The sequence below is a fragment of the Limisphaera sp. VF-2 genome, from assembly GCF_049537125.1.
In the GTDB taxonomy this organism is placed as follows: domain Bacteria; phylum Verrucomicrobiota; class Verrucomicrobiia; order Limisphaerales; family Limisphaeraceae; genus Limisphaera.
The window spans coordinates 47,929-61,094 of the sequence record NZ_JBMVQY010000007.1; the positions used below are offsets into that span (position 1 = coordinate 47,929).

The window sequence follows — 13,166 nt, forward strand, 5'->3', positions numbered from 1 at the left end:
ACATCGGTGCGGCACACGGTCAGGGCAAAGATCCCGCTGAAGACACTCGGGGCCATGCCCACGCTTTACAGTTCGGTGCGGGGACCGCATGTTGAGCGGCACATGCGATACTGGAGCCTGGTCATGTTGGGTTGGGTGCTGGCTCATTGCACCGGGAACGCCGATCCCCATTCCGACCTGTCAGCTGCCGGCGCTACTGGGCCAGCGGCCCCGCCATGGCAGGAGGTGTACGAACTGGCATTGCGCCACGTGCCCGGCCTCAGCAAAAGTGAACTCGACCGGGCACTCTTGGACGGTCTGCTGGCCCGATTGGGGTACCGCGCAGCCTTGCTGCCTCCGGACGATCCCCTGCCCCTGCCGGAGTCACCGGTCAAACAGGCCGAGGTTTTCGACGGAAACGTCGGTTACATTCGAGTGGCACGCGTCGAAGCCTCCCTGCCTAGGGAGCTGCCCAACGTCTGGCAGGCGCTCCGGGCGACCAACGCGGTTGCGGGCTGGATTCTGGATTTGCGCGAGGCCGACGGGCTGGATTATGCGGCGGCGCAGGCCACGGCAGCGTTGTTCCTGGAGCAACCGATGGCGTTGCTGGACTGGGGCGCGGGGGCAGCCACGGTCTCTCCGGCCGCTCCCCCGTGCCGTGAGTTTCTGGTGGTCCTCGTCAACGGGCAGACGCGCGGCGCGGCGGAGGCCCTGGCGGGCGCGCTGCGGCTGGGACGCGGAGCAGTCCTCGTGGGCAGCCGGACCGCAGGGGCGGCCGCGCTCACGCAGGTCTTCCGCTTGAGCAACGGACAGCGCCTGCGACTGGCCACCACCCCCGTGCGCCTCGCCAACGGCCCGTCTCTCAGCCCGACCGGCTTGGAGCCGGACATCCCCGTCGCGGTGAGCCGCGAGGCTGAACTGACGTGGCTGGCCGATCCTTTCGCTGCCGGCCACGCCCCACCCTCGCGCCCCGGCGAACGCGTCGAGACCGCCGCCCGACGATCCCGTGCCAATGAAGCGGCATTGGTGCGCGCGATGCGTCAAAACGCCGCTGCGGCGGACACGGACACCCCGGACCCTGAGGCCGCCGGGCCCAACGTGGTGCGGGACCCCGCCCTGGCGCGTGCTCTGGACCTGGTCAAAGCCATGGCCATCCTGGAGGCTTCCGGACTGGCACGCCGGCCGCCGCGGTGAGGGTTGCGCACCGATCCGGTTGGGGAAATAGTTCGCCGTTGACGAGTCGTGTTCAGGCGGCACACTGACCGCTCATTCGCGGGTAGAATCAGATGAAGACGATTCTGTTTGTTTGCACCGGCAATGTCTGTCGCAGCCCGATGGCCGAGGGGCTCTTTCGCCATATGGTGCAGGGCCGCGGCGAGTACCGCGTGTTGTCCGCCGGTCTGGGGGCCGTCGAGGGGCAACCCCCCAGCGCCCATGCGATCCAAGCCATGAAAGAGCTGGGCATCGACATCTCCGGCCAGCGAAGTCGCATGTTGACCGCCGAACTGGTGGAAGAAGCGGACTACATCTTCGGCATGACTCACGGCCACGTCGAAAGCATTCTGCTCCTCTATCCCCAGGCAGCGGAAAAGACCTTCCTCTTGCGCGAATTCGACGATTCGGTGGAAGGGTTCGACAAGGATGTCACCGACCCCATTGGCGGATCCTACGAGGTTTACGTGCAATGCCGCGACCAGATCCGCGAGGCCCTTCAGACCATCCTGCCGGTGATCGAGCAGGACGTGGCCGCGGCCGCCCAGGCCAGTTGGCGTACCGGCCCGGTGGCCGTGGGCGCCGACCACGCCGGCTACGCGTTGAAACAGGCCCTGGTGGAGGCGTTGCGTCAACGCGGCATGGAGGTGCTCGACCTGGGCACCCACTCCCCGGAGTCCACAGACTATCCGGATTACGCCCACGCGGTGGCGCGTGCCGTGGCCGATCACCGGGCCCGTTGGGGAATCCTTTGCTGCAGCACCGGCATCGGGATGAGCATTGCGGCCAACAAGGTGCCCGGCGTGCGGGCCGCCCTCGTCCACGACACGGAAGAGGCCGCCCTGGCCCGGCGCCACAATGACGCCAACGTGCTCTGTTTTTCCGGCAAGCGCACCTCGCCCGGGGACGCCCTGGCCATGATCGACGCGTTTCTCGAGGCCCAGTTCGAGGGCGGCCGGCACGAACGCCGCGTCCACAAGCTCGAAGCCTGTTGTGGCTCCGGACGCCAGTTGCGGCACGTGGACCCGGCCGTGGCCAGCCTGATCGAGCAGGAGCGACTGCGCCAGCAGGAGAACATCGAGTTGATTGCCAGCGAGAACTTTGCCAGCCCGGCCGTGCTGGAGGCGCAGGGCTCGGTGCTCACCAACAAGTACGCCGAGGGTTACCCGCGCAAACGCTGGTATGGCGGCTGTGAGTTCGTGGACAGTATCGAGCAACTGGCCATCGACCGGGCCAAGAAGCTCTTCGGCGCCGAACACGCCAACGTGCAGCCCCACTGCGGATCGGCCACCAACATGGCCGTGTACTTCGCCTTCCTCAAACCCGGCGACAAAATTCTGACCATGGACCTGAGCCACGGCGGGCATCTGACCCACGGGCATCGGGCGAATTTTTCGGGGAAGTTCTTCGAAGTGGTCCACTACGGGGTTCGCCGCGAGGACGAGCGCATCGATTATGACGAGCTCCTCCGTCTGGCCAGGGAACACCGCCCGCGGATGATCACCGTGGGGGCCAGCGCCTATCCGCGGATCATCGATTTCGCCCGCATGAGCGAGATCGCCCGAGAGGTCGGCGCCTATCTGTTGGCCGACATTGCCCACATCGCGGGTCTGGTGGCCGCCGGGTTGCATCCCAGTCCCGTGCCATATGCCGATTTTGTCACCACGACCACCCACAAAACCCTGCGAGGTCCCCGCGGAGGATTGATCCTCTGCAAGGAACGCTACGCGAAGGAAATCGACGCCATGGTCTTCCCCGGGATCCAGGGCGGCCCGCTGGAACACGTCATCGCCGCCAAGGCTGTCTGCTTCCACGAGGCGCTCCAGCCTTCGTTCCGGGCTTATCAGGAGCAGATCCTGAAAAACGCCCGTGCGCTGGCCGAAGGGCTGCTGCGCAACGGGTTCCGGCTGGTCAGCGGTGGCACGGACAATCATTTGATGCTGGTGGACGTGGGAGCGCGGGGGTTGACCGGGAAGGACTGTCAGGCCGCGTTGGACCAGGCCGGCATCACGGTCAACAAGAACACCATCCCCTTCGAGACGCGCTCGCCGTTCCTTGCCAGTGGCATTCGCATCGGTACCCCGGCCGTCACCACCCGGGGCATGAAAGAGCCCGAGATGGCCGCCATTGCGGACATGATCAGCGAAGTGCTCCTGGACCTGAACAACCGGGAGACCATCCAAAAGGTGCGCGAGCGCGTCCGCGAGCTGACGGCCCGGTTCCCGCTGCCCTACTGAGTTCGGCCCGACGGCCGGCCGCCCCGAGTGTGCCATCGCAGGGGCGGGGCCGTGGTGGTTCGGCGCAACTCCCCTGCAAGCCGGTCTGCCCTGTCCCTTCTTCGTTGGCCTTTTTGCTTGGGGGCCCGAGAACCCTAGGCCGGACCGCGCCCGCCAGTCGTAGCTTGTCCGGGCGCCCCAAGCTTTGACCGCGCCCGGACCAGTACCGGCCATGCAGTCCGGACTTTCTCGTGGTGCCGGGTTGTCGGCTGGGCTCACCCGGGCTTCGGCCTCCTGATTCGGTCCCGGCCGCGACGCTCGAATTCGTCCACGACCTCGACCTCTCGGGCGTGCGGGCAGGAACATGCGCCCGGTATGGGGCCGACCGTGTCGGTCCCTTCGGCTTGCCGGGCCCCCGCGCCGTTCGGCAGAGTGATTCTTGTGATGCGGCGGGCTCAGTTTCTGCGGCTCCTGGGGTGGGCCGGTTTCAGCCTGGCCTGTCAGGCTCTGCCGGCCAGGAGCTCGTCGGCTGCTGCCCGTTCTTCTTTGCCCTCCCCGGTTCGGGTGCGGGACTGGGCCCGCGCGCACGGGCTGACGGTGCGCTGGCTGGAGACTCATCGCCGTCTGCAACTCACGAAAGGCGGGTTGCAGCTCGTGCTGCAGGCCAACTCCCGCGAAGCCTTTATCAACGGGGTTCGGGTCTATCTGCTCTGTCCCTTCGAATACCTCAATCCCGCCGGGTATCTGGCCGAGGTGGACGTGCAGCGCACGTTCGGGCCGTTCCTGGAGCCGCCGCGCCTCCCACAAAAACAGCGGATGGAACACATTTGTCTCGACCCCGGGCATGGGGGGAAAGACACCGGTTACCGCATCGGGACGACGGAGGAAAAGCGGCTGACGCTGGCCCTGGCCCAGGAGCTGGCAGGGCTGCTGCGGCAGGCGGGGTTCCGCGTCACACTGACCCGCACGCGAGATGTCTATCTGGATTTGGAGGAGCGTCCCCGGCTGGCTCAACGCGCCGGGGCGGACCTTTTCGTGAGTTTGCACTTCAACGCAGCCGCGGCGGGTGCGGGTCAGGTTCGCGGCGTGGAAACGTATTGCCTCACGCCGGCCAATGCCAGTTCCACCGCCAATCCCGGGCGCATCTCCGTGGCGGGTCCGTTTCCGGGCAACCAGCACGACCTTTTCAACATTCGGCTCGCCTACGCGCTGCACCAGGCCATGGTTCGAGGTCTGCCCAGCGAAGATCGCGGCCTGCGGCGAGCTCGTTTTGCGGTCCTACGCGAAGCCAGTATGCCGGCCGCCCTGGTCGAGGCGGGGTTCCTTTCGCACCCGGTGGAGGGACGGCGGATCAACGACCCCGCATACCGACGTCGCATTGCGCAGGAGCTCGCGCGCGGCCTCCAGGCCTACCGAGAACTCGTTCACCGCCCATGAAGCCCTTTCCCGTGAACCCCATTCTTTGGAACCACAATCGATCCACCGTGCCACAAGGATCCCGGTTCGACCGGCGGGCAATCCTGCAATGTGGCGCGTTTCGCCGAGCCCCCGGGGTCGCATTCAGGGGGTGGCGGCGAACCACGTTTCTCGCGTTTCTCCTCGGGAGTGTCGCCGCCCTGGGGGTTGCCCAGATCTCCCTCCTTGCGCAGGAAACAGGGCCGATCCGGATCGCAACCAGCCCGTTGCCTCAGGGCCACGGCCTGGCAGCCGAGCATCCCAACGATCAAGGGCTCAAGACCCACCCGGACGTCATCTTCGCTGATGACTTCGAAACCGGCCCGTTGGAAGGACGCTGGGATGACACGCGCAACCCAGGAGGTGCCGTGTTGCGGTGGGCAGGCACCGACGCCTTCCCGGGCCTGGGCCGCCGCTGTCTGCGCGTCGAGGCTCATTTGGATCGCGATACCGGCGGTGGTTTGACCCAATGGTTCGAGTCGGCTCCCCGGATCTTCATCCGCTTCTACACCCGGTTCGTCCCGCCTTGCGACTACATCCACCACTTCGTGACCCTGAGAGCCAACCGCGGATTGCGCGGAGCCGACAAGTGGAGCGGCTTCGGCGGTGCCGGGTCCAAGCCCGCCGGAGATGAACGGTTTTCGACCGCCATTGAACCGTGGGGGAACTGGGGGCGCTGGCCCGCCCCTGGCAAATGGCACTTCTATAGTTACTGGCACGCCATGCGACCCGCCCCGGACGGCAAGTACTGGGGCAACCATTTCGACGTCCCGGAGGCCCCTCTGATCCCGCCAGGACAATGGATCTGCGTGGAATTCATGCTCCAGCACAACCGTCCGGGCCAACCCGACGGCGAACAGGCCTTTTGGATCGACGGCCGGCTGCAGGGCCACTGGACGGGCATCAACTGGCGGACCAGCGAGAAACTGCAGGCCAACGCGTTAACCCTGGAGGCGTATGTCACCGACCGCTGGGCCCGGCAGCCGACCAACATGGTCGAATTCGACAACGTGGTCATCGCCCGGCGGTACATCGGACCGGCGACAACTTCCCGCACCGCCGCGGTGCCAGCCGCGGAGTAGCACGGCGAATCTCTCACCGCCACCGGCCGCCTGTCCGCCCCTCAGGTCTGCATGGGACCCGACGCATCCGGTTCACTCAGGACGGGTGGCAGGGGGCAATCCAGGGCATCGGCCACGGCCCGTAACAGCTCCGCCTCTTCCACTCGCACCCACCCGTCCGCAGCCACCACTTCCACACACGCAGCCAACAGACGCCGTTTGAGCGCAGGCGACGCCTCCGCCCATCGGTCCAGGGCCCTGTCGATGGCCGCCAGACCGCACTCCGTCCACACCAGCAATTGGGGAGGCGGGGCGTCGATACCCAGTTGGGCCCAACCCGCCGCATACGCGCGGGCCGCTTGGTCCGGGGCGCGCTGCCCCAACCAGGCCAACGCCGAGAGCAACACCTGTGCCTCCGACTCCAGACCGCGCAGGCTGTAGTACTGGACGGGCCTGGGACGAACGCGTCCGAACCTCGCTTCCAGATCCCGCTCGATCATCCGCTCCAACGCGTACTCGAAGAGATCGATCTGGCGATCGCTCGTGATCAACCACCGCAACGCCTGGCGGAACGCGCGAAACGACTCCCCATCCATGGTGCGCAGCGCCGGCAGCGCCAGTTGTGCGACCGCCAGTCGGGCCCCGACCGGCAGCTCCAGCAAGATCGGATCCAGGGCGCTCAAGCGCGCTTCCACAGCCGCGGGCAGGCGGGTCTGTAGCCCAATCCGCTCCTGCCGCCGGCGATCCGGATTGCGACTCAACACCAGGCCGAGCACGGCAGCCTGGGCGCCGGTGTCCGTTTGTAGAGCCTGCAACAACTCGTCTGGCAGCGCCGCCCGGAGTTCGGCGGCGTACCGCACCTGGCGCGGCCCCGGCCGACCCACCTGGTCCAGGACCGCCCGGCCCCGAACGGCCCCCCCCGCCAGGCTCGCCGCCGCCGCGGCACCTGTGGCCACCCGTGCGCGCGGCGCTGCCGCCCGTGCCTCCACTACTTCCACTGTCTCGGGGCTTACCCGCGGAAAGGTGCCGTCCCAACTCGGATCCAGCCGCCGAATCCGCTCCGCCAGCGGTGGGTGCGTGGCAAACCAGTGCGCTCGCGAACCGGTGAACGCCGAGCTGAAGAACAGATGCGCGGCCTCCAGCGCGTGCGGGTTGTCCACCCGTGATCCGTAAACCAGACCCCCGATCTTGCGCAAAGCCCCGGCCAGACCCGCGGGATTCCGCGTAAACTGGACCGCCGCAGCATCTGCCAGGAACTCGCGCTGCCGACTCACCGCCGCCTGAATCAATCGTCCGAAAAAGACGCCAATCCAGCCCAGCAGCAGCAGCACCAACCCCAGCAGCGGCAACGGATTGTTCCGCCCCCGCGTTCGAAGCAGCACGCGCCCCACTTCCGCCAGACAGAGAATCCCGAAGACCCAGCCGATCAGTCGCAGGTTGAGTCGCATGTCCCCGTTGAGGATGTGACTGAACTCGTGCGCGATGACCCCCTGCAATTCGTCCCGGTTCAGCAATTCCAGACAACCCCGCGTCACCCCGATGACGGCATCATGCGGACCGAACCCGGCGGCGAAAGCGTTGATCCCCCGTTCGGCATCCAGCACGTACACCGGCGGCACCGGAAGTCCCGAGGCCAGGGCCATTTCCTCCACCACGTTCAGCAAGCGCCGTTCGTGAAAGTCCCGCGTGTCCGGCCGGACCAATCGCCCCCCTAGTGCCTCCGCCACGACACGTCCTCCGGCGCGCAACGTGGCAATTCGGTAAAGACTCCCCAGGGCCACCACTGCCAGGGTCCCCCCGGCACAGATGGCAAACAACTTCGGGTGCCACAAACGCCAGCCCGCATCCCTCCCCGGGGCGTAGGGAGAGGCGTCTCCCACGCCCAAGGTGATCAGACAGGCCAGGTACACCGCAACGGTGATCCCCGCCACCGCCAGGGCGAAGTACACAATCAGAAGCCGCGTACGTCGGCGTGCCCGGTCCTGTGCCTCGAAGAAATCCATGCTCACCCCGCGCCTCCGTCAGCCCGGTTTCACGTGCCTCGCAGGATCCCTCCGGCTCTTTCGCGAGCAGGTCGCCGGCAGACGTTGGGGCCGCCCCTCACCCTCCAGCAGCCCCTCGGCAGGACTCACGCAAACGAAACCCTGGGCGCTTCGCGTTCTTCCGGCTTTTGCACTTGGAACAGCTCGGCCGGACCAAAGTTGAACATGCCGGCCACCAAATTGCTCGGGAACCGTTCCCGTTCCGTGTTGTAGTTCATCACCGCGTCGTTGTAGGCCTGCCGGGCGAACGCGATCTTGTTCTCGGTGGAGGTGAGCTCCTCCATCAGTTGCGCCATCGTCTGATTGGCTTTCAGGTCCGGATACGCCTCCGCCAGGGCGAACAACCGGCCCAGGGTGCCGGCCAACGTCCCCTCGGCCGCGATCAACGCCTTCATGGCATCGGGATTGGTCGGATCCACTCCTACGCGGCCGCTGGCCTGCACCGCCGCATTGCGCGCGGCGATCACGGCCTCCAGCGTGCCGCGCTCATGCTGCAGGTAACCCTTGGCGGTTTCCACGAGATTGGGGATCAGGTCGTACCGCCGCTTGAGCTGCACGTCAATCTGCGCCCAGGCGTTTTTGAACCGGTTGCGCAGCGTGACCAGGCGATTGTAAACGCCCACCAGCCACAACACGGCCAGCGCGAGAACGGCCAGACCCACCAGCAACACTACGAGCGCGAGTCCCATGGCTCTTCCTTTCTCTCCGAAGTTGCCCCACTCCTAGGCCAATCCCGCCCCGGGCGCAACCGCAAATCTACAAGCGGAACCGCATGCCACGGGACGGTATCAGGCCGGCGAGGCCAAACGCCTGCGGACGCCACGCAAGCGAAGGCCCTCAGCCGCGCAGATCCCGCCCGTGTCACGCGAACGAATTCGAGGGCATCCGCGCGCTCGATCCCGGCGTCTGAGCGCGCCCCGGACCACGAACCCGCGTTGTTGGTCTCGAGTCCACCCTATCGGGGCCCGGCGCAACCACCCGGGCTGCCCTCATGTTGCAGGTGCGTTCGCAGCGTCTTCCGCATCCAGCAAACCCAGCTCCCGCAGTCGCCGCCGTGTATCCTCCGGCGACGTGTGCACCCATCCCTGCCAGCCGCGGGCCCGTCCGGCCTCCACGTTTTCCGGACGGTCATCCAGGTAGAGAATCTCTGAACCGCGTCGGCCCGAGAGACGTTCCAGGCTCTCGTACATGCCCGGGGCAGGTTTCATCGAGCGGACCTCGTAGGAGAGAATGCAGCCGTCGAACTCGTGGACAAACGGGAAATTCCGCCGGATATGTTCCATCGCCAGGTCGTTGGTGTTGGAGAACAACCAGGTGGCAAGCCCGCGCCGGCGGAGTGCTCTCAAGACCGCCACCATCGGCTCGATGGGCCAAAAAATGTCGGCGAAAAACCGGCTGAACTCCTCGAGGCTGCCCTCGAACCCGGTCTCCCTCCGGATGGCTTCGTAGAACTCGCGACGACTGATCAGGCCCGTCTCGTAGCGGATCAACCAGGGCGAGCGTTCCAGCACCGCCTGGACGCCGGCTTCGTCCAGGCGACTGCGCTCGGCAATGCGCCGGGCTGCGATGCGATAGTCGAAGTCCAACAGGACCTTCCCCAGATCGAACACCACGGTCGTGGTCGGATTCATGGTAGCAAACAGCCGGTTTCGCCGCTGCCGGACGCCGGTACGGGATCAGCTCATTTCGCGCCGCCCCTGCAAGGCATGGCCCAGCGTCAATTCGTCCGCATACTCCAACCCGGTGCCGGCCGGCAGGCCGTGAGCAATCCGGGTGATCCGCAGGCCGGGTCGCCGCAGCCGCCGCGCCAGGTAATGACATGTGGCCTCGCCCTCCACGTCCGTGCCCAATGCCAGGATCACTTCTTGGATCGGTTCGTTCTGCAATCGCCGTTCCAGCTCGGCAATGCGCAGATCCTCCGCTTCGACACCCTCCAGGGGCGAGATCCGTCCGCCCAACACGTGGTAACGGCCATGGTAACTGCCGGATTTTTCGATGCTGAGCACGTCCGTGGGTCGTTCCACCACACACAACAGGGCAGAGTCCCGACGCGGGTCCGTGCACAATTCGCAGGGTGACGTTTCCGTCAGGGCCCCGCATTGGGAGCAGGCATGGATCTGTTCCCGGGCCCGCTGAATCGCGCCGGCCAGTTGATGAGCCAGGGCCGGCTCACTTTGCACGAGGAACAACGCGATCCGCTCGGCCGACCGCCGGCCGATCCCCGGCAGCCGTGTCAGGCTGGCGATTAGTGCGCCCAGCGATTCAGGCCAGGCTCCCATGAAGCGCCGCCTCCTCCGTTTCGATCCCGGGCATGCCCAACCCCTCTGCCAGCCTACAACAGCCCGGGCAGTTGAAATCCGGAGGTAACCCTGGCCATCTCCGCATTGGCCACCTCCTGAGCCTGCTTGAGTGCCTGGTTCACCGCGCTCAGGATCATGTCCTCGATCAAGGTAACGTCCGAAGGATCCAGCGCCTGCGGATCGATCTTCAAACTCACCAGGGTGCCGTCGCAGCGGGCCACGACCTTCACCGCACCGCCCCCGCTGCTGGCCTCGACGGTCCGCTGCGCCAGTTGGGCCTGGACCTGTTCGATCTGCTGCTGCAGGCGCGCGGCCTGCTTCATCATTTTGCCGAGACTCGACATGGACTCCGTTCTCCCGGACGCCGGGCCCGTCCGAGGCGCCTGGATGGACAACGCGCCTCGAACCGACCTCAGCGGCCCATTTGTACCAACCGCGCCTTGAACATTTCCAAGGCCTTTTGAATGAGCGGGTCGTTTTTGAAATCCTCCATCCGAAGACCTTCCTGCGCAACAGGCGCCCCGGAGGCGGCGGACCGGGACCGGGCCGTTTTTCCCCGTGGCGCTCTGGCCCCCGGCCCCTCCACCGATTCCGGCTGCACCACGGCGGCGGCAGGGGGCTGTGCTTCTTCCGGGAACACCCCGCCTGGCTCCGGCCGCGGCGAGATGTCGCCGCTCCCCGGTTCCGACACCACGAACTTCACGTGGGCACCGGGCGCTCGCAATTCCTGCAGTTTGGTCTGCAACAGTTCATGGAACCGCGGCGTGTCGGCCAGGTCCCGATACTCCCGCCACTCCGGCGGGAACCCGATCACCAGCGTCTGCTGTTCCCAGCGCAGCGGTCGGGCATGATCCAGATACGTTCGCAGGAATGGGCTCACTTTCCCCACCGCCTCCTGCAGGCGCGCCCAAAACCCGTTCAAGTCCGTCTCGGCAGCCTTGACTTCTTCGACAACAGCCCCGCCCGTTCCCGCAGGCCCGGCACCGAGGGCCGGCGGCGGTTCCGCCCGAGCTTGCTCGGGCCGCGACAAGCCTGCCGCGGACGGCGCACCTCGGGGTGCAGGGTTTTCCGACCCCCCGCCCGCCGCCGTTGCCACCGCTCTCTCCACCGGCGGGGCCCCGACCGAGGTCACCGACTCCGTCGCAGTCGCGCGCAGATCGCGCAACTGCTCCAGCACGCGTTCCAAGCTCATGGCCTGACGGGCCTCCATGGCGCGCAGGAGAGCGACTTCCAACAGGATTTGTTTGGAAGCCGCCTCGCGCAGTCGCGTCTCCGCATCCGCCAACACTTCCACCATCTGGTGCGCCCCTTCCCAAGTGATCTGAGCGGCCTGCTCTTGAAGGGCCGTTCGCTCCGCCTCGGAGACGTCCAGCAACTCCGGGTCTCCACCCGTCAGGTGCCAGACCATCAGGTTGCGAAAATGCAGCAGCAAATCCGCCAGCAACCGGCCGGGATCCTTGCCCTGGGTCAGCAACTGGTCCAGGCGCCGGACCACCTCGCCGCGCCGGCCCGCCACCATGGCGGCGGTCAGTCCCAGAAGCTGATCGCGGGCGGTCAATCCGAACATTGCCAACACGTCCGCCTCTTGAATCCGGGAGCCGCAGAAGCTGATCAACTGGTCCAACGTGGATTCCGCATCCCGCAAGCCCCCGTCGGCGCCCCGGGCAATGGCAAACAGCGCCGCTTCCTCGATGTCCACGCCTTCAGCCCGGGCAATGTGGGCCAGATGCCGCACGATCAACGCGGTGGGAATGCGACGGAGGTCGAATCGCTGGCAACGCGACAGGATGGTCGCCGGCACTTTCTCCGGCTCCGTCGTCGCGAACATGAATTTCACGTGCTCGGGTGGCTCCTCCAGGGTCTTCAACAGGGCGTTGAAGGCCTCCTTGGTGAGCATGTGCACCTCGTCGATGATGTAGATTTTGAAGCGGGAGTGCGCCGGTGCATACTGGACCGTCTCGCGCAACCCGCGGATCTCGTCGATGCCCCGGTTGCTCGCGGCGTCGATCTCCAGGACGTCCAGGGATCGCCCCTCCGTGATTTCGCGGCAACGCGGATCGTCGTCGGAAAAGTCCACCGTCGGGCCGTTGGTGGCGTTCAGGCACTTGGCGAAGATCCGGGCGATGGTGGTTTTGCCGGTGCCGCGGGGCCCGCAGAACAGGTAGGCGTGGGCAATGCGGTTCTGCGCGATGGCGTTGGCCAGGGTTCGCGTCACATGCTCCTGACCCACGACCTCGCTGAACCGTTGTGGTCGATACTTTCGCGCTATGACCTGATAGGACATGGCCCACGTTTGCGGCCGGCCGGCGCGACCCCTGCGGAGGGCTGCCCGACCCACCGGGAAATCCAAAAGGCCAGGGTGACCACGGCAGATGCAGAGCAAACTACCGTTGCTGCCTTCCGGCCCTGGCGGGGTTTGTTTGTCCGCATTCCGTGGGCCCTGGCACCGCTCACTGTGGGCCAGCCCGGCCCGCGCTTCAAGTGGAAGATGCGTTCGTCAGGCTCGGAACCTCCTGGCCGCCCAATCCCAACGGTTCCCAAGGAGTCACCGACATCCCTTTTTCACTCCGACGCCAGCCGCGACTGCAGAACTGACGCATTGCGTTTCCGCGAAACCGACCGCCGGGCTGTTGTGCGGGTTCTTTCTGCAAACCTCGAATCACTCCGATTCTTCGCAGAGACGGGTTCATGGCCCGCACGGGCCACGGGGGCCCGGTGGATTGCCCGGCCGATCCGCGAGGGGCCATGGGCTCCCAGGGCCACGAAGCCGGCTCTGGATCCTCCTGCGTTCTCTCCGCCGCGTGCTGGGGCCGCCGACCGGTCGGGGCGGCCCGGTCGATGCCCTGCTGCCCAAGGGTCCGGGGCCTTCCGGGCGCCGGCTGCGGAATACTGATTGCCGAA

Annotated in this window: 10 protein-coding genes and 1 other RNA gene; 4 read left to right on the plus strand and 7 right to left on the minus strand. The window is 66.4% G+C overall.

All coding sequences use genetic code 11. From position 1 onward, the window contains the following. Window positions 1-102 precede the first annotated feature (102 nt). From ACPDIT_RS14910 to ACPDIT_RS14925, 4 genes are all read left to right on the plus strand, one after another. Entirely contained in the window at window positions 103-1,173 is a 1,071-nt protein-coding gene (locus ACPDIT_RS14910; RefSeq protein ID WP_423444836.1) for a S41 family peptidase, read from the plus strand. Window positions 1,174-1,265: 92 nt separating this feature from the next. Next, window positions 1,266-3,428: a ribose 5-phosphate isomerase B gene (rpiB, locus tag ACPDIT_RS14915; RefSeq protein ID WP_423444838.1), complete on the plus strand. Its 2,163-nt coding sequence runs from the start codon at window positions 1,266-1,268 to the stop codon at window positions 3,426-3,428. A 423-nt stretch (window positions 3,429-3,851) separates the two neighbouring features. After that, window positions 3,852-4,844, plus strand: a complete 993-nt coding sequence (locus tag ACPDIT_RS14920; RefSeq protein WP_423444875.1) for an N-acetylmuramoyl-L-alanine amidase — start codon at window positions 3,852-3,854, stop codon at window positions 4,842-4,844. 11 nt (window positions 4,845-4,855) lie between these two features. Continuing rightward, window positions 4,856-5,944, plus strand: coding sequence for a hypothetical protein (locus tag ACPDIT_RS14925; protein ID WP_423444839.1), 1,089 nt, complete (start codon window positions 4,856-4,858; stop codon window positions 5,942-5,944). A 41-nt stretch (window positions 5,945-5,985) separates the two neighbouring features. Here the strand turns inward: ACPDIT_RS14925 and ACPDIT_RS14930 are convergent, their stop codons facing one another. From ACPDIT_RS14930 to ffs, 7 genes are all read right to left on the minus strand, one after another. Beyond that, window positions 5,986-7,926: a M48 family metallopeptidase gene (locus tag ACPDIT_RS14930; protein WP_423444876.1), complete on the minus strand. Its 1,941-nt coding sequence runs from the start codon at window positions 7,924-7,926 to the stop codon at window positions 5,986-5,988. 125 nt (window positions 7,927-8,051) lie between these two features. Next, window positions 8,052-8,654 (minus strand): LemA family protein, encoded by a 603-nt coding sequence (locus ACPDIT_RS14935; RefSeq protein ID WP_423444841.1) that lies wholly within the window; start codon window positions 8,652-8,654, stop codon window positions 8,052-8,054. A gap of 300 nt (window positions 8,655-8,954) precedes the next feature. Beyond that, window positions 8,955-9,596 (minus strand): HAD family hydrolase, encoded by a 642-nt coding sequence (locus ACPDIT_RS14940; RefSeq protein WP_423444843.1) that lies wholly within the window; start codon window positions 9,594-9,596, stop codon window positions 8,955-8,957. Between the two features lie 45 nt (window positions 9,597-9,641). Beyond that, window positions 9,642-10,244, minus strand: coding sequence for a recombination mediator RecR (recR, locus tag ACPDIT_RS14945; RefSeq protein WP_423444845.1), 603 nt, complete (start codon window positions 10,242-10,244; stop codon window positions 9,642-9,644). 53 nt (window positions 10,245-10,297) lie between these two features. Next, window positions 10,298-10,609: a YbaB/EbfC family nucleoid-associated protein gene (locus ACPDIT_RS14950; protein ID WP_423444846.1), complete on the minus strand. Its 312-nt coding sequence runs from the start codon at window positions 10,607-10,609 to the stop codon at window positions 10,298-10,300. 68 nt (window positions 10,610-10,677) lie between these two features. Further along, window positions 10,678-12,549 (minus strand): DNA polymerase III subunit gamma/tau, encoded by a 1,872-nt coding sequence (dnaX, locus tag ACPDIT_RS14955; RefSeq protein ID WP_423444848.1) that lies wholly within the window; start codon window positions 12,547-12,549, stop codon window positions 10,678-10,680. A gap of 65 nt (window positions 12,550-12,614) precedes the next feature. After that, window positions 12,615-12,711: signal recognition particle sRNA small type (ffs, locus tag ACPDIT_RS14960), an RNA gene on the minus strand. Between the last annotated feature and the right edge of the window lie 455 nt (window positions 12,712-13,166).

Coding starts and splice junctions, on each gene's coding strand:
- ACPDIT_RS14940 (WP_423444843.1), bottom strand. CDS start 9,596: ATGAATCCGACCACGACCGTGGTGTTCGATCTGGGGAAGGTCCTGTTG.
- dnaX (WP_423444848.1), bottom strand. CDS start 12,549: ATGTCCTATCAGGTCATAGCGCGAAAGTATCGACCACAACGGTTCAGC.
- ACPDIT_RS14910 (WP_423444836.1), top strand. CDS start 103: ATGCGATACTGGAGCCTGGTCATGTTGGGTTGGGTGCTGGCTCATTGC.
- ACPDIT_RS14935 (WP_423444841.1), bottom strand. CDS start 8,654: ATGGGACTCGCGCTCGTAGTGTTGCTGGTGGGTCTGGCCGTTCTCGCG.
- ACPDIT_RS14930 (WP_423444876.1), bottom strand. CDS start 7,926: ATGGATTTCTTCGAGGCACAGGACCGGGCACGCCGACGTACGCGGCTT.
- ACPDIT_RS14920 (WP_423444875.1), top strand. CDS start 3,852: ATGCGGCGGGCTCAGTTTCTGCGGCTCCTGGGGTGGGCCGGTTTCAGC.
- rpiB (WP_423444838.1), top strand. CDS start 1,266: ATGAAGACGATTCTGTTTGTTTGCACCGGCAATGTCTGTCGCAGCCCG.
- ACPDIT_RS14950 (WP_423444846.1), bottom strand. CDS start 10,609: ATGTCGAGTCTCGGCAAAATGATGAAGCAGGCCGCGCGCCTGCAGCAG.
- recR (WP_423444845.1), bottom strand. CDS start 10,244: ATGGGAGCCTGGCCTGAATCGCTGGGCGCACTAATCGCCAGCCTGACA.